Genomic DNA, 22972 nt, shown 5'->3' with positions numbered 1-22972 from the left:
TGCGGGGAAATCTGGATGCGCCGGCAGGGGGTATGCCCCCCTGCGCGTGTCAGAGATCGTCCGCGCTGATCAAGCCTTCACGGATCGCCAGCCGCACCAACGCCGGCAGGTCGCTCACGCCGAGCTTGGCCATGAGCCGGCTGCGGTAGCTCTCCACCGTCTTGGGCGACAGGTGCAGCTGCTCTCCGATGGCCGCGCTGGTGTGCCCCTGCACCACGAGCTGGATCACCTGGCGCTCGCGCACCGACAGCGAGGCCAGGGGGTCGTTGTCCTCGGTCTGCGTGAGGCCTTCCACCGCGAGTTGGGCCACCGGCCCGCCCAGGTGCTTGCGGCCGGCGGCCACGGCCTCAACGGCTTCCAGCACCTCGCGCGCGGGCGAGCCCTTGAGCACATAGCCGAAGGCACCCAGGCGCATGGCCTCGGCCACGTGCCGCGGCTGGGCCGACATGGTGAGCATGATCACCCGCGCGGGTGACTTGCGTTGCACGAGCTGCTCCAGCAGTTCGAAGCCCGAGCGCAGGCCCAGGTGCAGGTCCAGCAGCACCACCGAAGGCGAGAGCCGCACGATCTCGGCCAGGGCCGCCGTGGGGTCGGCGGATTCGCCGACCACGCGGTGGCCGGCGTCCTCCAGCACGGCCTTCAGGCCGTCACGCAGCATGGCGTGGTCGTCAACCAGGTAGATGTCGCTCATGGGGCTCCTCTCTGTCGTGTGTATCAGTTCTCGGGGTCGTTCAGGACCTCCAGCTCGCCGAAGACGCTGTCGGGGCGGGCCGTCCAGATCAGCGTCACGCGTGTGCCGCGCCCGCTGCGCGCGCGCGCGCTGAGCCGCGCCCCGATGGCCAGCGCGCGCTCGCGCATGCCGACCATGCCCAGGTGCCCGGGCCGGCCGAAGGCCATCTCCTCGGCAAGTCCCGTGCCGTCGTCGACGATGTCCAGCCGCAGGTGGGTCGCATCGCCCTCGATGCGCACCACCACGCGACTGGCCGCGGCGTGCTTGAGCGCGTTGGCCACGGATTCGCGCGCCACCATGAAGGCGGCGTATTCCACGTCGTCGGGCCAGCGCTGGGTGATCACCTCGCCCACGGTCTGCAGGTGCAGCGTCACCGGCTCGGCCTCGGCCGCGCGCTGGCGGATCTCGTTGTCCAGCGCGGCTGTCAGTCCCAGGTCCTCCAGCATGGGCGGGCGCAGCCGCACCAGGGCCTGGCGCACCTCGGCGATGGCGTGGTCGATCTGGCGGCCCACGGTGGCCGAGCGCTCCTGCGCGCGCGGCGGCAGCAGCTCGCGGCTCATCTGCGACAGCGAATCGAAGGACAGGCGGATCGCGCCCAGCGTCTGGCCGAGCTGGTCGTGCAGCGTCTGCGCGAGTTCGCGCGTGGTGGTCTGCTCCTGCGTCAGCAGGCGCTGGGTGAGTTCGGAGAGCTCGAGCTGGTAGCGCGCCAATGCCTGCTCGGCGCGCACGCGCTCCGTCACGTCGCGCAGGATGGCGGTGAGCAGCTTCTGCCCGCGCACGGTGATGTGCGAGATGGAAGCCTCCAGCTCCAGCTCGGCGCCGTCGGCGCGCACCCCCTTGACGCGGCCGAAGCCCATGGGCCGGGTGCTGGTGGTCGACTTGGAGAAGCGCTGCATCAGCGCCAGGTGCTCGCCGCGGTGCTCGGGCGGCAGCAGGCTGTCCAGCGGCTGGCCGATCATGGCCTCGGCCTCGCGGCCGAAGATGCGCGCGGCCGCGGGGTTGAACAGGCTGATGCGCCCATGCAGGTCCACGCTGATGACGGCGTCGCTGGCGGAGTTGATCAGCGCGGACAGCACCTCGCCCTGTTCGCGCAGGCGCATCTCGCTCAGGCGCTCCACGGTGAGGTCGCGCACCTGGGCCAGCAGGCCGATGGCCTCGCCGTCGGCACCAAAGACCTTGGTGAGCCGCCACTCGCCCCAGATGTCGCTGCCGTCGCGTCGCAGCAGGTGGGTCTCGAAGGACCAGGGCCCCTGCTCCGCGAGCATCGCGGGGCGGATGGCGCGGCGCGCGCTGTTGTCCGGGTCCTTGTCGCGGAAGATCTCGTCCACGTGGCGGCCCTCGGCCTCGGCGGCGCTCCAGCCGAACATGCGCTCGGCGGCGTCGTTCCAGAACAGCACGCGAAAGTCCATGTCCACCAGGTACATGGGTGAGGGCAGGTGCTGCAGCACGGCCTGCAGACGGCTGGCGTCGTGCAGCACCTGGGTCAGGGTCTGCTCGCTGCGCGAGCCGCCGCTGCCCTGCGCGGGCAGCCGGCGCATCTGCTCGGCGATGACGCGCAGCACCGTGCCCGGCGCGGCGTCCGACTGCGGGCCCAGGCGCTCGGCCACCACGTCGATCATCTGGTTGAACGGCCGCGCGAGCCGGCTCGACAGCCAGAAACCGCCCAGGCCGACCAGCAGCACGGTGGCGCCACCCCACAGCAGCACGTAGCGCTCGAGTTCGCGCACCGGCGCCAGCGCCAGGGCCATGGGCTGCCAGGCCACCACCTGCCACTCGGTGGTCAGCGACAAGGTCGCGCGGTCGACCCCGTGGCGCACAAGCAGGACGCTCTCGCCGTCCTCGGTGTGGAACACCCGCGGCGCGCCCACCGGCGTGTCCAGCAGGTCCTGCCATTGCGTGGGCGACAGCGGCGCGCGCTCGCCCAGCAGGCGCCGGCCGCTCACGTCGGCCAGTTCCAGTTGCAGGCCGCGCCGTGCGGCCGGTGGGCCCAGCACGTCCTCGCGCAGCCCGTCGTAGAACGCGGCGTCCAGGTGGGCGGCGAGCACGCCGGCGGGGCGGCCCTCCGCGTCCTCGTAGGGCATCGCGATGTCGGCGAGGTTCCGAGGCGCGGGCCGGTCGTGCGAGGTGAGCGGCTCGCGCAGGCTCACGGGCGAGTTCAGGCTACCGAACCAGGCGCCCTCGCGGCCCTTCAGGTACACCGGCCGCTGGGCGATGGACACGCCTTCCAGCAGGCCATCGCTGGCGGCGAGCACCAGGCCATCGGCGTCGGTGGCGCCGATCCACACATAGCCCCGGTTGCGTTCGCGCAGGCGATCCATCTGTAAGCGCCAGCCCTCGCGCGAGACCTTCTGGCGCGGCGCCAGCGTGAGCAGGTCGAGCTGGGTGGCCTGGCCGTTGAGCACACGCGAGAGCCGGTCGGCGAAAATCGCCGACGTCTGCTCCACGCGCTGCTCGGCGCGGCGCTCGAGTTCGTCGCCCACCACGCGCTCCACCGACCAGACCATCAGCGCGAGCAGGAGCAGCGCCACCGCCGCGGGCAGCAGTGGCAACCAGAGTTGTACCGAGCGTTTGCGGTTTCCCGCCATGCCGAGGCGTCCTCCCGCCCACTCCGCCAGCCTCCCTGACGGCTCTTTCATCGGGCGTGCGGCGACTCTACGTGACGATGGCCTCTGTGCACAGAGGGTATGCATCCCGGGTCGGGCCCACCACCCGCCCCGCTGCGCGAGGCGTGCGACAGATCACGCCCCGCAACCCCACTCAGGCCAGCGCGCGCTGGTGGGCCGGCGGGATCGCGCCCGCCTCGGCCAGGCGGCGCAGGGCCTCCTCGTCGAAGCCGAACGCGCGCAGCACCTCTTGCGTGTGCTCGCCCACCAGCGGCGCGGGGCCGGTGCGCGTGGGGCTGTGGCCGTCGAAGTGCACCGGGCAGCCCACCGCCTTGTCCAGGCCGGTGCGCGGGTCGGGGTTGTCGATCACCATGCCCACGGCGTGGGTTTGCGGGTGGCTCAGGGCCTGCCCCACGTCCTGCACCGGGCCCACGGGCACACCGGCGGCGGCCAGTGCCTGCGTCCAGTGGGCCACGGTGTTCGTGCGCAGCACCTCGGTCATCAGGGCCTCCAGCGCGTGCCGGTGGCCCAGGCGCCCGGCGCCGGTGGAGAAGCGCGGGTCGTCCGCCCACTCGGGGTGGCCCAGGGTGGCGGCGATGCGCAGCCAGTTGGCCTGGTTGCCGCCGCCGATGGCGATGGCGCCGTCGGCGCAGGCGAAGGTCTGGTACGGCGCGATGAGCGGGTGCGCCGTGCCCATGGGCCTGGCGACGACGCCCTTGGAGAAGTACGCCGCGGCGAACCAGTAGGTCTGCTGCAGGCAGGCCTGCAGCAAAGACGTGTCCACCCGCCCGCCGCGCCCCGTGCGCAGGCGGCGGATGTAGGCCGCCAGCACGCCCAGCGCGGCCAGGATGCCGGCGTTCACGTCGGCCACCGAGATGCCGGGCTTGACGCCCGCGCGGCCCTCCTCGCCCGTGACGCTGATCAGCCCCGAGAAGGCCTGCAGGATCAGGTCGAAGCCGCCCTGCTGCGCCAGCGGGCCGACGCGGCCGTAGCCCGAGATGGCGGCGTAGATCAGGCGCGGGTTGGCCTGCATCAGCACCTCGTGCCCCAGGCCCAGGCGCTCCATGGTGCCGACGCGGAAGTTCTCGGTCACCACGTCCACCTGCGCCACCAGGCGCAGCAGGGCCTCGCGGCCCTCGGGCGTGCGGATGTCCAGCGCCACCGAGCGCTTGCCGCGGTTGATCATGGTGAAGGCCGGCGACAGGCCCGGGTCGCCCGGGCGCTGGTAGCCGCGCGCGTCGTCGCCGCCCGGGAAACGCTCCACCTTGATCACGTCGGCGCCCATGTCGGACAACAGCACGCCGCACACCGGGCCGGCCATGATCTGCGAGAGCTCGAGCACCTTCAGGCCCGCGAGCGGGCGATCGAAGTCCTCGGAAATGTCGTTGGATTCATTCATCGGTGTTGACTTGAAGTGGTCCAGGCCAGGGCGCCACGGAACCGGCTTTGCCGGGCCGCCGGTGCCGCCCCCCTTGGGGGGTCGCGCGAAGCGCGGCAGGGGGTGTCAGTTGTCCATCTTGATACCGGCGGTCTTGATGACCTCACCCCACTTCGCGTGGTCGGCGCGCACGCGCTCCTGCAACCAGGCCGGCGTCTGCGCGACCGCGTCCTCCACGCCGTAGCGCTCCAGCGTGGCCACCACCTCGGGGTCGGCGATGGTCTGCGCCATGGCCTGCTGCAGGCGCTGCGCAATGGCCGTGGGCAGTTGCGGCGGCGCCACCATGGCGAACCAGGGCGTGGCCTCGTAGCCCGCCACGCCCTGCTCGGCGATGGTGGGGACGTTCTTCAGGCTGGACGCGCGCTTCGCCGAGGTGACCGCGATGGCGCGCATGCGCCCGGCCTGGATCAGCGGCAGCGCGGGCGCGATGGTGGCGAAGGCCACCTGCACCTGGCCGGCCATGAGGTCGTTCATCGCGGGCGCGGCACCCCGGTAGGGCACGTGGCGGATCTGCGTGCCGGTGAGCTGCTTGAACAGCTCGCCCGCCAACTGGTGCGGCGAGCCGATGCCCGAGCTCGAGTACGCGTAGGCCTCGGGTTTCTCCTTCAGCAGCTTCACCAGCGAGGGCACGTCGGCGGCGGGCACATCGTTGTTGACCAGCAGCACCAGGCCGCTGGCGCCCACGTAGCCCAGCGGCGTGAAGTCGCGCACCGGGTCGTAGGGCACGCTGCGCAGGTTGGGAATGATGGCCATGCTGCCGGTGTCGGCCAGGTAGAGCTGGTAGCCGTCGGCGGGCTGGCGCGCCACGTAGGCCGCGGCGATGGCGCCGCCCGCGCCGGGACGGTACTCGAACACCACCGGCTGGCCCAGCAGCTTTTCCAGCCGCACGGCCAGGGTGCGGGCCACGATGTCGGCCGCGCCGCCGGTGCTGTAACCGATGTGCAGCTTGAAGGCCTGCGAGGGCCAGGCGCTGGCGTGCAGCGTGGGCAGGGCCAGCGCCGCCGGGCCCGCGCCCGCCAGGCGCAGCAGGGTGCGTCGTTGAATGCTCATGTCTTGTCTCCTTCGTTGTGATGACCGGCGGGGGCTCTGCGGCCCCTCGCCCTTCAGCGTCCCTTGAACACGGGGGCGCGGCGTTCCTGCCAGGCACTCATGCCCTCGCGCAGGTCCTCGGATGCCAGGCTGGCGCGGTGGCGCGCGTCGCTGGCGGCCACGTCGAGCTCGCCACGCGCCACCTGGTTGAGCGAGCGCTTCATGCCCGCCACCGCCAGCGGGGCCTGCGCGGCCAGGGTGCGCACCAGCGCGTCCACCGCCTCGTCCAGGGCCTCGGGCGCCACCACGTCGGTGAGGTAGCCGATGCGGTGCATCTCCTCGGCCTTGATGGTCATCGACGTGAGGAACAGGCGGCGCGCCGCGTTGGTGCCCAGGCGGTGCGACCAGCGGATCAGGCCCTCGGTGTAGTAGTGCAGGCCCAGGCGGCTGGCGGGCATGAACATCTCGCAGTCGCTGCGGCCGACGCGGAAATCGCAGCTCAGCGCCAGGTCGGTGGCGCCGCCGTAGACCGGGCCGTTGAGGCGGCACACGGTGGGCACGCGCAGGTTTTCCAGCTCCAGCGTCATCGCCGGAAAGTCGGGCAGCGGCCGCTCGGCCCGGCCGGCGGGCGCGATGGCGCCGCTGCGCTCGCCGAGTTCGTCCAGGTCGTAGCCGCTGCTGAAAGCGCGGCCGGTGCCGGTGAGCACCAGCACGCGCACGGACGGATCGCGTTCCACCTCGGCCCAGATCTCGCGCAGGCGGATCACGTCCTCGGCCTGCAGGCGGTTGAGCACGCGCGGGCGGCGCAGGGTCACCGTGGCCACGCCGTCGGCGATCACCAGTTCGGGCAGATCGCTCAGGCCCTCGTCTCTTGCATTCATTTTGGTCTCCGTTTTGTGTATATAAATTTATATGGACGGGTTTCCACCGTCAAGTGGATTCCTTATCAGGGTAAACCGCGATGCATGAATTCCTGCCCGGCGCCGGCCCCGTACACTGCCCACCCATGAACGACACGACGACCCTGGCCGAATCCCCGGCGGCCACCGTGACCGACGAGGTGCGCCTGGCGCTGGAGGACGACATCCGCCAGGGCCGCCTGCGCCCCGGCGACGCCCTGGACGTGAAGGCCGTGGCCGAGCGCTTCGGCATCTCGCGCACGCCGGCCAAGGAGGCGCTGCTGCAACTGGCCGCCGCCGGGCTGATGAATTTCTCGCCCCGGCGCGGCGCGGTCGTCACGCGGCTGGAGCCGCGCGAGGTGTTCGGCATGCTGGAGGTGCTGGCGGTGCTCGAAGCGGAGGCCGCCCGCCTGAGCGCGCGCCGCATGAGCAACGAACAGCGCCAGGCGCTGGACGCCGTGCAGCGCGAAGCCGAACAGGCCGTGGAGAGCGACGACATCCCCGCCTACACGGCGCTCAACCTGCGCCTGCACGACCTCATCTACCAGGGCTGCGACAACAGCTACCTGGCCGGGCAGATCGTGCGCATCCGCGAGCGGCTGGCCGCCTACCGGCCGGTGTCCTTCGAGCGGCCGGGCCGCATGAAGGCCTCGCACCGCGAACACGGCGCCATCGTGCGCGCCATCGTGCGCGGCGACGAGCCCGAGGCGCAGCGCGCCATGACGGAGCACATCACCGTGGGCGGCACCGCGCAGGCCGAGCTGATGCTGCGCATGCGCTGAGCGGCGCCCCGGCGCGCCGCGCGATCAGGCCTCAGCCCAGTCCCAGCAGGTGCGCCAGGTCCTTGCGCGGCGCGGGCTTGTCCAGCATCAGGTGGCGCTCCAGGTCGCGCAGGTGCCGGTCCATCAGCGCCACCGCGCCATCCGCGTCGCCGCGCGCGATGCGCTCGACGATGCCCTCGTGCTCGTCGTGTTCGCAGGCCGCGTTGCCCGGCGGCTGGTGCAGCGCCACGATGAGCGAGCAGCGCGAGACGATCTCCACCAGGTAGCGGTGCAGGATCGGGTTGCCTGAAAGCTCGGCCAGGCGCAGGTGGTAGGTGCTGGCCAGGCGCGCCCAGGCGGGCTGGTCGTGCCGGTGCATCACCTTGGTCTCGGCCTGCAACTGCGTGCGCAGGGCCTTGAGGTCGGCCGGGGTGGCGCGCTCGGCCACCAGGCGCACGATGGCCGCCTCCAGCGCACGGCGCGCCTCGAAGATCTGCTGCGTTTCCTCGCGCGTGGGCACCGCCACGGTGGCGCCGCGGTTGGGCCGCAGCTGCACGATGTGGTCGTGCGCGAGCCGCTGCAGCACCTTGCGCACCACTGCGCGGCTCACGCCGAACAGCTCACACAGCGGCGCCTCGGGCAGCTTGGTGCCGGGCGGCAGGCGCTGGCTCATCACGCTCTCGAACACGGCACGGTAGATGCGCGCCTCGACGTCGTCGCCGGGCGCATCGGCCAGCGCACCGGCGGCACGCGGGGCTGACGGGTCGAGGTCGAGATCGGCCGCGCGGGTGGCGGCGCGGCGCGGCGGCTTTTTCTTTGACGGGGCGGCGGCGTTCGGCATGGCGCGCAGTCTGCACCAAATGGCGGGGTCAGAGGGTGGCGTGGATCTCGCCCGCGAGGCGGATGAGCGCGAGGTCGCTGCCCGGCGCGCCGAGCAGGGAGACGCCCACCACCTCGCCCTCGGGCGTGTCCACCGGCAGGCTCACCTGCGGCAGGCCCGCCAGGCCGGCGATGCAGGTGATGGCCATGGTGCGCAGGCGCACCGCGTCCACCTCGGCGGGCGCGGCGTCGCGGCGCGGCGCCAGGCTGGCGGCCGAGGGCAGCACGGCGACCCCATCGTCGCCCAGCAGGCCGCGCACGGCGGCGCGGATGCGCGCCCACTCGGCGTTCGCGGCCTGTGCCTGCGCGTCGCTCACGCGGCTGGCGCCGGCCCAGCGCGCGGCGATGGCCTCGCCGAACACGGGCTGCGCCGCCGTGATCCAGTCGCCGTGCACGCGCCAGCCCTCGTGCGCCCCGGCCGTGGCGTAGACCTGGCGCCAGTCGGCCAGGGCCTGATCGCCCGCCCAGCGCGACACCTCGGCCGCCACGCCCAGGCGCGCGGCCAGCGCGTCGCGCACACGCGCCAGCGGCGCGGCGAACAGCGGGTCGGCCAGGTCCCAGGCGTCCTGGGGCACCAGCAGGCGGCGCGGCGACCAGGCGCTGGCCGGCAGCAGCACACGGCCCACGCGCTCGAAGCTGTCGAAGGCGTGCGCGAGCCAGGTCACGGTGTCGAAGCCCGGGTGCAGCGGCACCAGGCCCTCGGCGCTGACCAGGCCGTGCGTGGTGCGCAGGCCCCACAGGCCACCGTAGCTGGCGGGCACACGGGTGGAGCCGCCGGTGTCGGTGCCGAGCGCGAAGTCCACCAGGCGCGCACCCACGGCCGCGGCCGAGCCGCTGGACGAGCCGCCGGGCACACGGTCGGGGTAGCGCGTGTTCAGCGGCGTGCCCAGGTGCGCGTTGTCGCCGTGCAGGCTGTAGGCCAGCTCGTCGGTGAGCACCTTGCCCATGAGCGTGGCGCCCGCGCCCAACAGGCGTTCGATCACCGGCGCGTGCGCCGTGGGCACGGGGTGCGTGGCCAGCCAGGTGGGGTTGCCTGCGCCCGTGGGATGGTCGGCGACGTGGAACACGTCCTTGGCCGCGAAGGACAGGCCGCGCAACGGGCCCTGCGCCTGGCCTTCGATGACGAAACGCCCGTGCGGCACCCAGGCGCCGACGCGGTCTTCAATGGGAAAGGGGTTCACTGATCAATCCTCCGTGCGGCGCACTGTGGGGCTGAGCGCCTGGGGAACGGCCCGGCGGCGCTCATGCAAAAGCCTTGGGTTCGTGTGCGGCCAGCGTGGCCATGTGTTGGGCGATCTCGCCGGGCGTGGTGAACCAGACCTCGCCCCGGTCGCGCGCCGCGGCCAGGTGCTGCAGCGCGCGGCGCAGGTGGCGCAGGCGGTAGGGCTGGCCCACCAGGTAGGGGTGCAACGCGATGCCCATGACCAGCGGCTGGGCGCGCGCCTGTTCGAGCATCTCGTCGGTGTTGTCCACGATCATCTGCGCGAAGTCCTTCCCGTCCATCTGGCGCGCCACGATCATGGGAATGTCGTTGAGCTCCTGCGGGTAGGGCACGGACCACAGCGGGCGCCCGCTGCGCGTGCGCATCGGCACGGGCTGGTCGTCGTGGCACCAGTTGAGCGTGTAGTGGTAGCCGGTCTCGGCCAGCAGGTCGGGCGTGAGCCGGCTCTCGGATATCCAGGGCGACAACCAGCCGCGCGGCTCCGCGCCGCTGTGCAGGCGCATCTGCTGGCGGCAATGCGCGAGCAGTTCGCGCTCGCCGGCCTCGTCGAGCGCGGCCTGGCGCTCGGCGTTGCTGTGGCCATGGCCCACCAGCTCGTCGCCGCGCGCGACGAAGGCGGCCACCAGCTCCGGGCAGTGCGTGTAGAGCGCGGTGTTGATGAGCGCGGCCGTGGGCAGGCCCAGGCTGTCGAACAGCTCCAGGCAGCGCCAGGCGCCCACGCGGTTGCCGTACTCGCGCCAGCTGAAGTTGAGCACGTCGGGCTGCGGCGACGCCGGGCCGATGCTGGCGCCCAAACCCTCGCCAAAGGCGAAGTGCTCGATGTTGAAGCCGATGTACGCCGCCAGGCCGGCGCCATTGGGCCAGCGGTAATGCGGGCGCTGCGTGATGGCGCGGTAGGGAAAGCGGCCGTGGTCGGGCAAGGGGCCGAGGTACTGCGCGGCGGTCGTTGCGGCGGTCATGGCGCGGGCCTGCGGTTCAGCGAGGGCTCCAGCAGCCACTCGGCGCTGTCGTTCCACACCTGCATCTCGGTGATGAGGCCGTGGCTGACCACGTAGCGGTCCACGTAGCGGTTGGCTTCGAAGGGCGTGCCGTCCGGCCATTCGCCGTGCAACGTGCCCAGGCTGTAGACCACGGTCTCGGCCGCGCTGCCGCCGGCCACGGTCTCGGTGCGCTCGATGCGCTTCTTCACCCAGCGGTAGCGGCCCGCGTTGAAGGCCGCGCACTCGGCGGGGTCGGCCATCTCGCGGTGGCCGGTGAAGCGGATGCGCAGGCCCGGCGCGACGAAGCGCCGCGCGCCGGCCGGGTCGGGGACCATGAGGATGCGCAGGTACTCGTCCACGACCTGCGCGGGCGTGAGGGGGGCTGTGGGGACAGCGGTGTCGGACATGGGGCGGCTCCACGGATCGCGGCGGGTGCGGCGCACCGGCCTGGGGCGTTTCGCACCGACACGGACCCGCGCCGGCACGCTATCGGTGTGTTCGCAAGTCGTGTGCCAGATTGTCAACAATCCATATTCAGGAATGAGAACACCACAAAAGCAGAATTGAGAACACTGGCACAGGACTTGCGACCGGGGCGCAGCGTTTCCCCCCACCGTCCCCGTCCCCCTTTTCAGGAGTCCCGCCATGTCCCTCTTCTCCTCCTTCCCCACCCGGCGCGGCGCGCTGGCGGCTGGCATCGCCCTCGCGGCGGCCTCGTTCGGCGGCGCGGCGCTCGCCAGCGAGCCCATCAAGTTCGGCCTGGTCACCGCGCTGTCGGGCCAGTCCGCGCTGGCCGGCGAGGCCATCACGCGCGGCATGCAGATCGCCATCGACGAGATCAACGCCAAGGGCGGCGTGCTGGGCCGCAAACTGGAACTGGTGCGCCGCGACGACGAGGCCAACCCCGCCAAGGGCGTGGTGGCCGCGCGCGAACTCATCTACCGCGAGAAGGTGGCCGTGGTCTTCGGCGGCCTGGACACGCCGGTGTCCATGGCCATCGTGCCGCTGATGAACCAGGAGAAGGTGCCCTTCATGGGCCCCTGGGCCGCGGGCACGGGCATCACGAAGAACGGCGCCAACCCCAACTTCGCCTTCCGCGTCTCGGCGGTGGACGAGATCGTCGACGAGGGCATGCTGGCCTACGCGCAAAAGAACTTCGGCGCGAAGAAGCCCGGCCTGATCCTGGTGAACAACCCCTGGGGCGAGAGCAACCAGAAAGGCCTGGCGGCGGCCATGGCGGCGAAGAACGTCACGCCCGCGGGCATCGAGAAGTTCGAGGCCAACGACGTGGACATGGTGCCGCAGCTCACGCGCCTGAAGGCCAACGGCGCGGACGTGCTGTTCATGGTGGGCAACGTGGGCCCCTCGGCGCAGGTGGTCAAGTCGCTGGATCGCATGGGCTGGAAGGTGCCCGTGGTCTCGCACTGGGGCCCGGCGGGCGGTCGCTTCACCGAACTCGCGGGGCCCAGCGGCAAGGACGTGCACTTCGTGCAGACCTACAGCTTCTTCGGCAAGCAGTCGCCGGTGGGCGAGCGCGTGATCAAGGCCATGGTGGCCAAGTACCCGAACGTGAAGGGCCCGGCCGACATCACGCCCGCCGTGGGCGTGGCCAACGCCTACGACGGCACGCACCTGGCGGCGCTGGCCATCGCGGCGGCCGGCTCCACCGAGGGCGACGCGGTGCGCCAGGGCTTCTACAAGATCGGCAAGTACGAGGGTCTCATCAAGACCTACGACAAGCCCTTCAGCGCCACGCAACACGACGCGGTGCTCAGCTCCGACTATGTCTGGGCGCAGTTCATCGACAACCGCATCGTGCCCGTGGGCATGACCACGAACTGAGGGCCTTCGCATGTTGGCGATCTCCGCGCTCATCAGCGGCCTCGGGCTGGGCAGCATGTACGGCCTGATGGCCCTGGGCTTCTACGTGACCTATGCCGTCAGCGGCACGGTCAACTTCGCCCAGGGCAGCTCGATGATGCTGGGCGCGGTGCTCACCTTCAGCTTCGCGCAGACCTTCGGCTGGCCCCTGTGGGCCGCCATCGCGCTGGCGCTCGCGCTGTGCGCGCTCTACGGCCTGCTGGTGGAATGGCTCGCGGTGCGGCCCTTCGTGAACCGCGGCTCCGACGCCTGGCTCATGGCCACGGTGGCCCTGGGCATCGTGCTCGACAACCTGGTGATGTTCACCTACGGCAAGGAGCCGCGCAGCCTGTCCTCGCCCCTGGCGCAATCGCCGCTGGAGATCGGTGGTCTGGGGCTGGGCGTGTACCCGCTGCAACTGCTCATCCCCGTGGTGGGCCTGGCGCTGGCCGCGCTGCTGCACACGCTGTCGCGGCGCACGCGCTGGGGCACCGCCCTGCTGGCGGTGGTGCAGAACCGCGCGGCGGCGCGGCTCATGGGCATTCCCATCCAGCGCGCGGTGACCCTGGCCTTCGCGCTGTCGGCGCTGTTCGCCGGCATCGCGGGCGTGCTGATCGCGCCGCTGTTCAACGTGGCGGCCGACATGGGCACGCTGTTCGGCCTGAAGGCCTTCGCGGTCGCCATCCTCGGCGGCATCACCAGCGCCTGGGGCGTGATGATCGCCGGCCTGCTCTTCGGCCTGGCCGAGGCCACCATCACGGCCACGCTGGGTTCGGGCTACACGCAGATCCTCACCTTCGCGCTCGTGATCGCCGCGCTGGCCTGGCGCCCCAACGGCCTGTTCGGCCGCGCGGAGGTGAAGAAGGTATGAACCGGCCCGCCGTCCCCCGCACCACGCCCATGCCCCTGGGCCTGGGCACCCCCGCGCAGATCGCGGCCGTGCTGGCGCTGCTGGCCGCGGGCGCGGTGCTCGCGCTCACCCTCAACGGCTACTGGGTCTTCGTGCTCGCCAACGTGGCCCTGCTGGCCATCGTGGGCATCGGCCTGAACGTGCTGCTCGGCCTGTCGGGCCAGGTGTCTTTCGGCCACGTGGGCTTCTACGCCATCGGCGCCTACACAGTCGCCATCCTCACCACCCAGGCCGGCTGGAGCTTCTGGGCCGCGTGGCCGCTGGCGGCGCTGCTGGGTGGCCTGGCGGGCGCGCTGCTGGCGCTGCCGGCGCTGCGCGTGAAGGGCCCCTACCTGGCGATGATCACCATCGCCTTCGGTTTCATCGTCGAGCACGGCATCGTGGAGGCCGGTGCGCTCACGGGCGGGCAGAACGGCATCATGGGCCTGGCCGCGCCCTCGCTCGGCGTCGCGCAGGGCGAACGCGCGGTGGCGCTGTTGGCCATCGCCACGGCCGGCGTCGCGCTCGCGGGCTACGCCTGGCTCTCGCGCGGCACCTGGGGCGCGGGCCTGCGCGCGGTGCGCGACGCGGAGACCGCCGCCGAATCGATCGGCCTGAACCCGCTGTTCATCAAGACCGTGGCCTTCGCCGTGTCGGCCGCGCTGGCCGCGGCCGCGGGCGCGCTGTTCGCGCCGCTGTCGGGCTTCGTCACGCCCCACACCTTCGGCTTCCTGCAGTCCATCCTGTTCGTGCTGGTGGTGATGCTGGGCGGCGCGGGCTCGGTGGCCGGGCCGCTGGTGGGCGCCGTGGTGGTGGGCCTGCTGCCCGAACTGCTGTCGGGCCTGGAGGAGTACCGCCTGCTGTTCTTCGGTGCGCTGCTGCTCGTGGTGCTGTGGGCTGCGCCCGATGGCGTGGCCGGGGGGCTGCGGCGCCTGCGCGAGCGCCTGTGGCCCGCAGCGCCACCCGCGCTGGAAACCGGCGAGGCCGCGCTCGGCCTGCACGCGCGTCCCCGCGCCGGGCTCGCGGCTCAGGGCATCACCATGCAGTTCGGCGGCGTGCGCGCGGTGGGCGGTCTGAGCCTGCGCGCCGAGGCCGGCCGCGTGACCAGCCTGATCGGCCCGAACGGCGCGGGCAAGTCCACCGCGCTCAACGTGCTGGGCGGCTTCTACCTGCCCACGGCGGGCGGGTTCTCGCTCGGCGCGCGTGAACTCGCGGGCCAATCGGCGGTGCGCATCGCGCGCGCCGGTGTGGCGCGCACGTACCAGACCTCGCAGCTCTTCGGTTCGCTGAGCGTGCTGGACAACGTGGTGCTCGCCATGGGGCGCGGACGCCTCGGTGCCCTGCTGGGCGCGGCACGGCGCCGCGCACCCGAACGCACCCGGCGCGCGCACGAGCTGCTGGTCTTTTGCGGCTACACGGGTTCGCCGCACACGCTGGCGGCCGACCTGCCGCACGTGGACCGCCGTCTGGTCGAGGTGGCGCGCGCGCTCGCCACCGACCCGGACGCGCTCTTGCTCGACGAACCGGCCGCCGGCCTGTCGCGCGAGGACAAGCAAGGCCTGGGCGCGCTGCTGCGCCGCATCGCGGATGCGGGCGTGGCGGTGCTGCTGGTGGAACACGACATGGCCCTGGTCATGGGCATCAGCGACCACGTGGTGGTGCTGGACGCCGGCGAGCGCCTGGCGGCGGGTACGCCCGCCGAAGTCCAGGCCGACCCGGCCGTGCAGGCCGCCTACCTGGGCGAAAGCCTGGACAGTGCCGCGCCAGCGCCCCGTGCACCGGTGGACAGCGAAGAAGCCCTGGGCGTGGGCGCCCTGATCGCCGGCTACGGCGCCGAGCCCGTGCTGCACGGCATCGACCTGCGCGTGCGCCGCGGCGAGGCCGTGGCCCTGCTGGGCGCCAACGGGGCCGGCAAGTCCACGCTCATGAAAGCGATAGCGGGCCTGCACCGCCCCGTGCAGGGCGGCATCCATGTCGACGGCGCGGCCCTGCACGGGCTGGGCGCCGAGCAGGTGGTGGCGCGCGGCGTGGTGCTGGTGCCCGAAGGCCGCCAGGTGTTCCCCGAACTGAGCGTGCTCGACAACATCCGCCTCGGCGCCTTCCTGCGGCCCGAGGACCGCGAGGCGCGCGTGCAGGAACAGCTCGAGCGCTTCCCCCGGCTGCGCGAGCGCCTGCACCAGCGCGCCGGCCTGCTATCGGGCGGGGAGCAGCAGATGCTGGCCATCGCGCGCGCCCTGATGTCGCGCCCCCGCGTGTTGCTGCTCGACGAGCCCTCCCTCGGCCTGGCGCCCAAGGTGATCGCCGAACTGTTCGCCGCGCTGGACCGGCTGCGCCGCGAGGGCATGACCCTGTTGCTGGTGGACCAGATGGCCGGCCTGGCGCTGGCCCTGGCCGACCGCGCCTACGTGATGGAAGGCGGGCGCATCGTGGCCCAGGGCACGGCGGCCGAGATCGCCGCCGACGGAGCCCTGGCGGCGGCGTATCTGGGCGAGCAGGCGAACGCCCCCGCCCCCGCGCTCGTGCGCGCGGCCTGAGCCCCGCGCCGCCGTCCATGCCGCCGCGGGCACCGCTGCGGCGCGGGGCGATTTGCATGACGCGCCATCGGCGGCTAGAGTGGCCGCTCCGGGGTTAGCCCCGTCACGGCCCGCGCGACGGCGGCGGGTGGGAGGCCACGAATGGCACAAATGGATACAGCGGCCAGCGAGCGCGCGATCGGCGAAGGCCATGCCTTGTGGGACAACGCCCCGTGCGGCCTGCTCGCACTGGACACCGGCCTGCGCGTGCAGGCCATCAACGACACCCTGCTCGACTGGCTCGGCCACACCCGCGCCGACCTGGAGCGCCTGGCGCCCGGCGGCGACGTGGACTTTCCCACGCTCGCGCGCCTGCGCGAGGAATCCGAGCTGAACCAGCTGCGCGACCACCTGCACGAGCTGCGCACGCAGGGCCGCACGCCGCCGCTGACGCTGCGCCTGTTCGGCAAGGACGGCGCCTTCTTCACCGTGGAGCTGGTCTCGCTCGCGGTGCGCGACGCCAGCGGCCGCTTCCTGCGCTCGCACACCGCCGTGGTCGAGGTCACCGGGCGCGATCGCATCGAGCGCCAGATCGTGGCGCGGCTGCGCCTGCTGCAGGCCATCACCGACCGCACCCCTTCGCGCCTGGCGTACTACGACAAGGACCTGGTCTGCCGTTTCTGCAACGCGGCCTACGCGGCCGGCTACGGCCTGGCCCCGGACGAGGTCATCGGCATCGACCTCAGCCGCGTGCTGACCCCCGAGGTGCTGCCCGAGGTGCTGCCGCGCGTGGCCAAGGCGCTCAACGGCGAGGCCATCAGCCACGAGGCCGAGCGCCCCGGCGCCGACGGCACGCCCCACTACTACGAGGTGCACTACCTGCCCGACAGCCACGACGGCGGCGTGCACGGCTTCTTCGTCGAGCTCATCGACATCACCGAACGGCGCCGCACCGAGGACTTCGTCTTCAACGCCAACCTCGACCTCGAGGAGCGCGTGGCGCAGCGCAGCGCCGAGCTCTACGCCAGCGAGCAGCGCTTTCGCCTGATGTCGCACGCCATCCGCGACCACGCCATCTTCTTCCTCGACCCCGACGGCGGCGTGAGCGACTGGACAGAGAGCGCGCAGCGCCTGCACGGCTTCGAGCGCGGGCAGATCCTCGGCCGCTCGCTGGACGCGCTGTTCGAGCCGCAGGACGACCAGCTCGCCGGGGCCGACACGCAGGTGATGCTGGACGTGTGCCTGGAGGAAGGCCACGCCGAGCACGAGGGCTGGAGCCAGCGCCACGATGGCACGCGCTTCTGGTCGCACGCCACGCTGACCGCGCTGCGCGACGCGCAGGGCGGCCTGCAAGGCCTGTCGGTCATCACGCGCGACCTCACCGAATCCAAGCGCCTGGCCGACGTGATGGCGCGCCTCAACCAGGAGCTGCAGCACCGCGTGACCGAGCGCACCCAGCAGCTCGACGCGGCCAACCGCGACCTCGACGCCTTCTCGTACACGGTGGCGCACGACCTGCGCGCGCCGCTGCGCCACATCGGCCAGTACGTCACGCTCACCCAGGAGGGGCTGGACCCGGCGCAGCACCACGAGCTGATGCAGTTCCAGACCGCCATCGGCAACGCCGCCAAGCGCATGGGCCAGATGATCGACGGCCTGCTGGAATACGCGCGCCTGGGGCGCGTGGCGATCGAGCCGGCGCCGGTCTCGCTCACGCCGCTGATCATGGGCATCGTGGGCCGCCTGCGGGCCGAGAGCGCGCCGCGCGAGATCGAGTGGGTGATCGACCCGGCGCTGCCCGTGGTGGCGGGCGATCCGATCCTGCTCGCCGAGGTCTTCGGCCAGTTGCTCGACAACGCGGCCAAGTTCACGCGCCGCGTGCCCCAGGCGCGCATCGAGGTGGGCCAACTGCCCGCCGTGGGCGAGGTGCACACGCTGTTCGTGCGCGACAACGGCGTGGGCTTCGATCTGGCCAAGGCCAAGTCCCTGTTCGTGATGTTCCAGCGGCAGCACCACTCCATGGACTACGACGGCGTGGGCATGGGCCTGGCGCTGGTGCAGCGCGTGGTGCAGCGCCACGAAGGCCGGCTGTGGTGCGAAACGGCGCCCGACCAGGGCTGCACCTTCTTCGTGGAGTTGCGCGCGCCAGCCACGGGCGCGAAGCCCCACACGAAGACAGACCTCGAACTGCCCTGAACGGGCGCGCCGCCGGCCTCAACGCCGCCGCGCGCGCGGCGGCACAGCCGCCGACACCAGTGTGGACACGAGCCAGGCCACGCCCGGGTCGTCGTTCGCGCGCCGGCTCATGGCGATCTGGTGGCGAAACGGATCCAGATCGAAGGGCACCGCGCGGCGCAGCAGGCCGGGCGGCAGTCGGGCGCCGGGGGCCAGGTCGTCGGGCACCGTCAACACCAGATCGGTGCCGAGCAGCAGGCCCAGGGCGGCACCGAAGTGCGGCGCCACCAGGCGGATGTCGCGCTCGTGGCCGAGCCGCGCGAGGGTCTGGTCGATGCCCCCGAACGCGCCGGGCTGCACCAGCACCTGCAGGTGCCGGGCCGCGAGGTAGCGCGCCAGCGTGAAGCGCCCGCCCGCCAGCGGGTGCCCGGCGCGCATCAGGCACACGTAGGGCGACTCGCGCACCGTGCGCACCTCGATGGTGTCGTCCGCGCTGTTGAACACGCCCAGCGCCAGGTCGAGCGCGCCAGCGCGGATCATGTCGGCGGCGTTGCTGCGCCCGGCGTGCAGCAGCTGCAGGCGCACACCGGGCGCGTCGCGCAGCAGCGCGGGCAGCACCGGGCCCAGCAGGGCCTGGGCCGCGTGGTCCGAGCAGCCGATGTGGAACTGGCGTTGCGACTGGCGCGGGTCGAAGGCGCTGGACAGCGAGAACACGCGTTGCGCGCGCGCCAGCAGGGCGCGAACTTCGGGGTGCAGGGCCACCGCCTTCGGCGTGGGCACCATGCCGTGCCCCTGGCGCACGACGATCGGGTCGCCGCAGGCCGCGCGCAGGCGCGACAGCGCGTGGCTCACCGCCGGCTGCGTGAGCGCCAGGCGCTCGGCGGCGCGCGTGACGCTGCGCTCGCTGAGCACAGCGTCGAAGACCACCAGCAGGTTCAGGTCGAGGCGGCGAAAGTCCATGGCCCATTATGAATGGCGTGCATCTGGGTGAATGGAAACAAATCATTTGATGGGTACACCCGGCCTTGTCTACATTGCGGCGCGAATCCCATGAACCTGGTGCATTCACCACAACAAACCGGAGACACGCCATGCCCTTCACCCTCCACGGCGCCCGCTGGCTGCGCGCCAGCGGCCTCGCCCTGCTGAGCGCCCTGCTCGCGCCCGCCCACGCCCAGACCGCCACCTGGCCCGAGCGGCCGCTGCGCCTCATCGTGCCCTTCGGTGCCGGCGGCAGCACCGACGCGCTGGCGCGCATCGTGGGCGAGAAGCTCTCGGCCGCGCTCAAGCAGCCCGTGGTGATCGACAACCGCGCCGGCGCGGCCGGCTCCATCGGTGCGCAAGCCGTGGCCAAGGCCGCGCCCGACGGCTACACCTTCCTGCTGGCCACCAGCAGCACGCACGCGGTGCTGCCGCACCTGCGGCCCCTGCCCTACGATCCGCAGCGCGACTTCACGCCGATCGCGCGCCTTGCCACGGCGCCGAACGTGCTGGTGGTGAGCCCCGCGCTGAAGGTGGCCACGGTGGCCGAGTTCCTGCAGGCGGCGCGCGCCCGCACGGGGCCGCTGAACTACTCGTCCAGCGGCAACGGCTCGGTCACGCACCTCATCGGCGCCGACTTCGCGCAGCGCGCCAAGCTGCCGACAACGCACATCCCGTACAAGACGGGCATCCAGGCCCTACCGGACCTGAACGGCGGCCAGATCGACTTCGCCTTCGACAGCATCGTCTGGACCCTGCCGCAGTCCCAGGCCGGCAAGGTGAAGGCCCTGGCCATCGGCAGCGCGCAGCGTTCGCCGCTCGCGCCCGATCTGCCCACGCTGCGCGAGGCGGGCTTCGAGGGCTTCGACGGCACCACCTGGTTCGCGCTGATGGGGCCGGCCGGCCTGGACCCGAAGGTGGTGAGCGAACTCAACCGACACCTCAACACCGTGCTGCGCGACCCCGACCTGCGCGCGCAGTTCGAGCGGCAAGGCGCCGAGCCCCTGGGCGGCGGCCCACGCGAGCTGGAGCGGCTCGTGCAGGAGGACGGCCAGCGCTGGGCCGCGGTTATCAAGGCAGGCAACATCAAGATCGATCAGTGAACCCCATGTCCCTCGACCCCCAGGCCAGCGCGCCGTCCCCCCATTTCCGCGAGCTCGTCGCCAGCGAGCGCCCGCTGGTCTTGCCCGGCGCGCACGACGCCATCTCCGCGCTGCTCATCCAGCAGGCCGGCTTCAAGGCCTACTTCATCGGCGGCTTTCCGGTGGTGGGCGCGCGCCTTGGCCTGCCCGACATCGGCCTGGCGACGCTGGGCGAGCTCAGCGCGGCCTACCGCGACATCATGGCCGTGTCCGACCTGCCCGTGCTGGTGGACGTGGACAACGGCTACGGCGACGTGAAGAACGTGGTGCACGCGGTGCATACGTATGAACGCATGGGCGCGCAGGCCCTGTTCTTCGAGGACCAGGTCTCGCCCAAGCGCTGCGGCCACATCGCGGGCAAGGAACTGCTGCCCTGCGAGGAGATGGAGCGGCGCATCCGCGCGGCGGCGGAGCAGCGGCGCGACCCCCGCACCTTCATCATCGCGCGCACCGACGCGCGCGAGGTGATCGGCATGGACGAGGCGCTGCGCCGCGGCGAGCGCTACGCGCGAGCGGGCGCCGACGGCATCTTCATCGAGGCGCCCGAATCGGTGGCCGAGCTGCAGCAGGTGGGCCGCGCGCTCAAGGGCGTGCCGCTGATGGCCAACATGCTCGAAGGCGGTCGCACGCCCATCCTCAAGCCCGCCGAACTGGAGGACCTGGGTTTTCGCATCGTCATCTACGGCATCTCGCTGCTGATGCGCTCGGTGAAGACCATGGTCGACAGCCTGGAGGACCTGCGCAGCGGCGAGCTGAAGATGGTGGGCAGCGGCGTGGGCTTCGAGGACTACAAGCGCATCGTCGGCTTCCCGCGCTGGGCGGAACTGGAGCGCCGCTACGGCGGCTGATCAGCCCGCGAGCCGCGCGCGCACCTCGTCCGCGCGCGGGATCGGCGCCACCGCGCCGTAGCCCTGCGTGGACAGGGCCGCCACCGCGGCCGCGTAGCGCCCCGCCTCCAGCAGGCTGTCGCCGGCCAGGCGGCGCGTGACGAAGGCGCCGCCGAAGGCGTCGCCCGCGCCGGTGGCGTCCACGGGCTGGCAGGGGAAGGGGTCGATGCGGTGGCGCTGATTCGCGTCCGCCACCAGCGCGCCCTTCTCGCCCAGCTTGAGCGCCACCTGCTTCGCGCCCAGGCGCAGGCAGTGGTCCACCAGCGCGTCGGGGTCGGTGAGGCCGGTGATGGCGACCACGTCGTCGTAACTGGGCAGGCAGATGTCGCAGCGCGCGATGACGTCGCTCATCACCGCGCGCGCGCGGTCCACGGGCCACAGCTTCAGGCGCAGGTTGGTGTCGAAGGACACCAGCGTGCCGGCCTCGCGCGCGATGGCCATGGCCGCGTAGGCCGTGTCGCAGGCCGTGGGCGAGATGGCCAGCGAGATGCCCGAGAGGTGCAGCACCTTGGCCGCCGCGATGCGATCGCGCGGCAGTTGCGCCGCCGTGTAGCGGCTGGCGGCCGAGCCGGTGCGGAAGAAGCTGAAGTGGTGGCCGCGCTCGTCGTGCGTGACGAAGTAGATGGCGGTGAAGGCCGACGCGTCGGCGAGCACGCTGGCGTGGTCCACGCCCTCCTCGTCCCACAGGCGGCGCAGCAGGGCGCCGTAGGGGTCGTCGCCGAGCGCGCCCAGGTAGCCCACGCGCGCGCCCTGGCGCGCGGCGGCCACGGCGAAGTTGGAGGTGTCGCCGCCGAAGCCCTGCAAGTACAGGCGGCCCTGGCCTTCCCCGGTCTGGTTGAACTCGACCATGGCCTCGCCGAAGGCGAGGATGTCGAGCGCGTCTTCTGCCACCACGGCTCCTCCTGCCATCTCAGATGCGGCCGTACTTGGCCAGGCCCTTGCGCAGCGACTTCTCCGCGATGATGAGCTTGGCCTGCTCCAGTTCGCGCTCGTCGATTTCCTTGGCCATCTTCAGCACCGCTTCGGCCTGGGCGCGCGGCACCACCACCACGCCGTCCACGTCGCCGACGACGATGTCACCGGGGTGGACCAGGATGTCGCCCACGCGCACCGGCACCTGCGAGGCCACGGTGCGGTAGCGGCCCAGCGTGGTGCCGGGGCTCACGTCGCGCGCGTACACCGGGAAGCCGTAGTCGCGGCGGATCTCGGTGAGGTCGCGCACGCCACCGTCCAGCACGGCGCCGGCGTGCCCGTTGGCCACGGCGCCGGCCGTCATCAGGCCGCCCCACACCGCCACGTCGGGCTCACCGCCTTCGATGCTGATGACGATGACGCTGCCCGCCGGGGCCTCGTCGATCAGGTCGAGCGCGTGCTGGGGCGGCACGAACTCGTCGGTGGCCGCTTCCAGCACGGTGGCGGCCGGGCCGCAGATGCGCTTGTCGTTGATGCGCGGCTTGATGCAGGTGGCCATGTAGCCGCGCTTGCCGCAGACCTTGTCCACCGCGTCGGCCACGGAGGCCACGGCCACTTGATTGAATCCGTCGATCAGTTCTTTCATGTCCTGCTTTCTTGAAATCGGGGGGTGTTCTTGGTGGTGTGTTGAGTGGCTCACCACCGGTTGAGCCAGTTCAATGGGGCCTCGCCACGCAGCGCGCGCGCGGCCTCCTCGGCCGTCTTGCGCTGCAGGTCGCGCATGGCCTCTTCGCTGTACCAGCCCATGTGGTTGCTCACCACCACGTTGTCCAGGCTGAAGAGCTTGTGGATGCCCGGCGGCTCCTGCTCGAAGACGTCCAGCCCCGCGCCGAGGATGCGGCGCGCGGCCAGCGCCTCGTACAACGCGTCGGTGTGCACCAGGCCGCCGCGCGCGGTGTTCACCAGGATCGCCGTGGGCTTCATGCGCGCGATGCGCTCGGCGTTGATGAGGTGGCGCGTCTGTTCGTTGAAGGGGGCGTGCAGCGAGATCACGTCGGACTCGGCGCACAGG

20 protein-coding genes are annotated in these 22972 nt (G+C 72.1%); 7 read left to right on the top strand and 13 right to left on the bottom strand.

Annotation, left to right across the window (positions count from 1 at the left end):
• Positions 1-49 precede the first annotated feature (49 nt).
• The 5 genes from VLG41_RS17845 to VLG41_RS17825 form a co-directional block, all read right to left on the bottom strand.
• Complete coding sequence (locus VLG41_RS17845; protein WP_325350736.1) at positions 50-691, bottom strand: response regulator transcription factor; 642 nt, start codon at positions 689-691, stop codon at positions 50-52.
• Positions 692-714: 23 nt separating this feature from the next.
• Complete coding sequence (locus tag VLG41_RS17840) at positions 715-3315, bottom strand: PAS domain S-box protein (protein WP_325350735.1); 2601 nt, start codon at positions 3313-3315, stop codon at positions 715-717.
• Between the two features lie 172 nt (positions 3316-3487).
• Positions 3488-4732: a CoA transferase gene (locus tag VLG41_RS17835; protein ID WP_325350734.1), complete on the bottom strand. Its 1245-nt coding sequence runs from the start codon at positions 4730-4732 to the stop codon at positions 3488-3490.
• Between the two features lie 105 nt (positions 4733-4837).
• Positions 4838-5821, bottom strand: a complete 984-nt coding sequence (locus VLG41_RS17830) for a tripartite tricarboxylate transporter substrate binding protein (RefSeq protein ID WP_325350733.1) — start codon at positions 5819-5821, stop codon at positions 4838-4840.
• 53 nt (positions 5822-5874) lie between these two features.
• Positions 5875-6681 (bottom strand): enoyl-CoA hydratase/isomerase family protein, encoded by an 807-nt coding sequence (locus VLG41_RS17825; RefSeq protein WP_325350732.1) that lies wholly within the window; start codon positions 6679-6681, stop codon positions 5875-5877.
• Positions 6682-6806: 125 nt separating this feature from the next.
• Between VLG41_RS17825 and VLG41_RS17820 the strand changes: the two genes are divergently transcribed.
• Positions 6807-7481, top strand: coding sequence for a GntR family transcriptional regulator (locus VLG41_RS17820; RefSeq protein WP_325350731.1), 675 nt, complete (start codon positions 6807-6809; stop codon positions 7479-7481).
• 31 nt (positions 7482-7512) lie between these two features.
• Here the strand turns inward: VLG41_RS17820 and VLG41_RS17815 are convergent, their stop codons facing one another.
• The 4 genes from VLG41_RS17815 to VLG41_RS17800 form a co-directional block, all read right to left on the bottom strand.
• Positions 7513-8301, bottom strand: a complete 789-nt coding sequence (locus VLG41_RS17815) for a GntR family transcriptional regulator (RefSeq protein WP_325350730.1) — start codon at positions 8299-8301, stop codon at positions 7513-7515.
• A gap of 28 nt (positions 8302-8329) precedes the next feature.
• Positions 8330-9520, bottom strand: coding sequence for an amidase (locus VLG41_RS17810; RefSeq protein WP_325350729.1), 1191 nt, complete (start codon positions 9518-9520; stop codon positions 8330-8332).
• Between the two features lie 61 nt (positions 9521-9581).
• Positions 9582-10520: a polysaccharide deacetylase family protein gene (locus VLG41_RS17805; protein WP_325350728.1), complete on the bottom strand. Its 939-nt coding sequence runs from the start codon at positions 10518-10520 to the stop codon at positions 9582-9584.
• Positions 10517-10948, bottom strand: coding sequence for a nuclear transport factor 2 family protein (locus VLG41_RS17800; RefSeq protein ID WP_325350727.1), 432 nt, complete (start codon positions 10946-10948; stop codon positions 10517-10519). Before VLG41_RS17800 ends, VLG41_RS17805 begins: the two co-directional genes overlap by 4 nt.
• Before the next feature lie 238 nt (positions 10949-11186).
• Here VLG41_RS17800 and VLG41_RS17795 point away from each other — a divergent pair, with 238 nt between their 5' ends.
• The 4 genes from VLG41_RS17795 to VLG41_RS17780 all read left to right on the top strand — a co-directional run bounded on the left by VLG41_RS17795 (position 11187) and on the right by VLG41_RS17780 (position 17999).
• Positions 11187-12383, top strand: a complete 1197-nt coding sequence (locus tag VLG41_RS17795) for an ABC transporter substrate-binding protein (RefSeq protein ID WP_325350726.1) — start codon at positions 11187-11189, stop codon at positions 12381-12383.
• 10 nt (positions 12384-12393) lie between these two features.
• The gene (locus VLG41_RS17790; protein ID WP_325350725.1) at positions 12394-13272 is read left to right on the top strand and encodes a branched-chain amino acid ABC transporter permease; all 879 of its coding nucleotides are present in this window, start codon (positions 12394-12396) and stop codon (positions 13270-13272) included.
• A complete protein-coding gene (locus VLG41_RS17785; RefSeq protein WP_325350724.1) occupies positions 13269-15824 on the top strand; it encodes an ATP-binding cassette domain-containing protein in 2556 nt (851 codons plus the stop codon). Before VLG41_RS17790 ends, VLG41_RS17785 begins: the two co-directional genes overlap by 4 nt.
• Before the next feature lie 150 nt (positions 15825-15974).
• Complete coding sequence (locus tag VLG41_RS17780; protein ID WP_325350723.1) at positions 15975-17999, top strand: PAS domain-containing sensor histidine kinase; 2025 nt, start codon at positions 15975-15977, stop codon at positions 17997-17999.
• A gap of 18 nt (positions 18000-18017) precedes the next feature.
• On the opposite strand, the gene VLG41_RS17775 is transcribed toward VLG41_RS17780, so the two are convergent.
• Entirely contained in the window at positions 18018-18938 is a 921-nt protein-coding gene (locus tag VLG41_RS17775) for a LysR family transcriptional regulator (RefSeq protein WP_325350722.1), read from the bottom strand.
• Positions 18939-19069: 131 nt separating this feature from the next.
• On the opposite strand from VLG41_RS17775, the gene VLG41_RS17770 reads away from it, so the two are divergent.
• Positions 19070-20062 (top strand): tripartite tricarboxylate transporter substrate binding protein, encoded by a 993-nt coding sequence (locus VLG41_RS17770; protein ID WP_325350721.1) that lies wholly within the window; start codon positions 19070-19072, stop codon positions 20060-20062.
• Positions 20063-20067: 5 nt separating this feature from the next.
• The gene (locus VLG41_RS17765; RefSeq protein ID WP_325350720.1) at positions 20068-20949 is read left to right on the top strand and encodes an isocitrate lyase/PEP mutase family protein; all 882 of its coding nucleotides are present in this window, start codon (positions 20068-20070) and stop codon (positions 20947-20949) included.
• Here VLG41_RS17765 and VLG41_RS17760 read toward each other — a convergent pair whose 3' ends face one another.
• From VLG41_RS17760 to VLG41_RS17750, 3 genes are all read right to left on the bottom strand, one after another.
• Positions 20950-21879 carry a sugar kinase gene (locus VLG41_RS17760; RefSeq protein ID WP_325350719.1) on the bottom strand — a complete coding sequence of 310 codons (930 nt, stop codon included), beginning with the start codon at positions 21877-21879 and terminating at the stop codon, positions 20950-20952.
• A 19-nt stretch (positions 21880-21898) separates the two neighbouring features.
• A complete protein-coding gene (locus VLG41_RS17755) occupies positions 21899-22546 on the bottom strand; it encodes an RraA family protein (RefSeq protein ID WP_325350718.1) in 648 nt (215 codons plus the stop codon).
• Between the two features lie 50 nt (positions 22547-22596).
• Positions 22597-22972: NAD(P)-dependent oxidoreductase (locus VLG41_RS17750; RefSeq protein WP_325350717.1), on the bottom strand; the 376-nt coding region annotated here is incomplete at its 5' end.

Origin of the sequence: Hydrogenophaga sp., from assembly GCF_035481345.1 — a bacterium.
In the GTDB taxonomy this organism is placed as follows: domain Bacteria; phylum Pseudomonadota; class Gammaproteobacteria; order Burkholderiales; family Burkholderiaceae_C; genus Hydrogenophaga.
The sequence above is the reverse complement of the archived record's forward strand: the minus strand, read 5'-3'. Positions and strand labels throughout refer to the sequence as shown.

Coding starts and splice junctions, on each gene's coding strand:
- VLG41_RS17845 (WP_325350736.1), bottom strand. CDS start 691: ATGAGCGACATCTACCTGGTTGACGACCACGCCATGCTGCGTGACGGC.
- VLG41_RS17840 (WP_325350735.1), bottom strand. CDS start 3,315: ATGGCGGGAAACCGCAAACGCTCGGTACAACTCTGGTTGCCACTGCTG.
- VLG41_RS17835 (WP_325350734.1), bottom strand. CDS start 4,732: ATGAATGAATCCAACGACATTTCCGAGGACTTCGATCGCCCGCTCGCG.
- VLG41_RS17830 (WP_325350733.1), bottom strand. CDS start 5,821: ATGAGCATTCAACGACGCACCCTGCTGCGCCTGGCGGGCGCGGGCCCG.
- VLG41_RS17825 (WP_325350732.1), bottom strand. CDS start 6,681: ATGAATGCAAGAGACGAGGGCCTGAGCGATCTGCCCGAACTGGTGATC.
- VLG41_RS17820 (WP_325350731.1), top strand. CDS start 6,807: ATGAACGACACGACGACCCTGGCCGAATCCCCGGCGGCCACCGTGACC.
- VLG41_RS17815 (WP_325350730.1), bottom strand. CDS start 8,301: ATGCCGAACGCCGCCGCCCCGTCAAAGAAAAAGCCGCCGCGCCGCGCC.
- VLG41_RS17805 (WP_325350728.1), bottom strand. CDS start 10,520: ATGACCGCCGCAACGACCGCCGCGCAGTACCTCGGCCCCTTGCCCGAC.
- VLG41_RS17800 (WP_325350727.1), bottom strand. CDS start 10,948: ATGTCCGACACCGCTGTCCCCACAGCCCCCCTCACGCCCGCGCAGGTC.
- VLG41_RS17795 (WP_325350726.1), top strand. CDS start 11,187: ATGTCCCTCTTCTCCTCCTTCCCCACCCGGCGCGGCGCGCTGGCGGCT.
- VLG41_RS17790 (WP_325350725.1), top strand. CDS start 12,394: ATGTTGGCGATCTCCGCGCTCATCAGCGGCCTCGGGCTGGGCAGCATG.
- VLG41_RS17785 (WP_325350724.1), top strand. CDS start 13,269: ATGAACCGGCCCGCCGTCCCCCGCACCACGCCCATGCCCCTGGGCCTG.
- VLG41_RS17780 (WP_325350723.1), top strand. CDS start 15,975: ATGGATACAGCGGCCAGCGAGCGCGCGATCGGCGAAGGCCATGCCTTG.
- VLG41_RS17775 (WP_325350722.1), bottom strand. CDS start 18,938: ATGGACTTTCGCCGCCTCGACCTGAACCTGCTGGTGGTCTTCGACGCT.
- VLG41_RS17770 (WP_325350721.1), top strand. CDS start 19,070: ATGCCCTTCACCCTCCACGGCGCCCGCTGGCTGCGCGCCAGCGGCCTC.
- VLG41_RS17765 (WP_325350720.1), top strand. CDS start 20,068: ATGTCCCTCGACCCCCAGGCCAGCGCGCCGTCCCCCCATTTCCGCGAG.
- VLG41_RS17755 (WP_325350718.1), bottom strand. CDS start 22,546: ATGAAAGAACTGATCGACGGATTCAATCAAGTGGCCGTGGCCTCCGTG.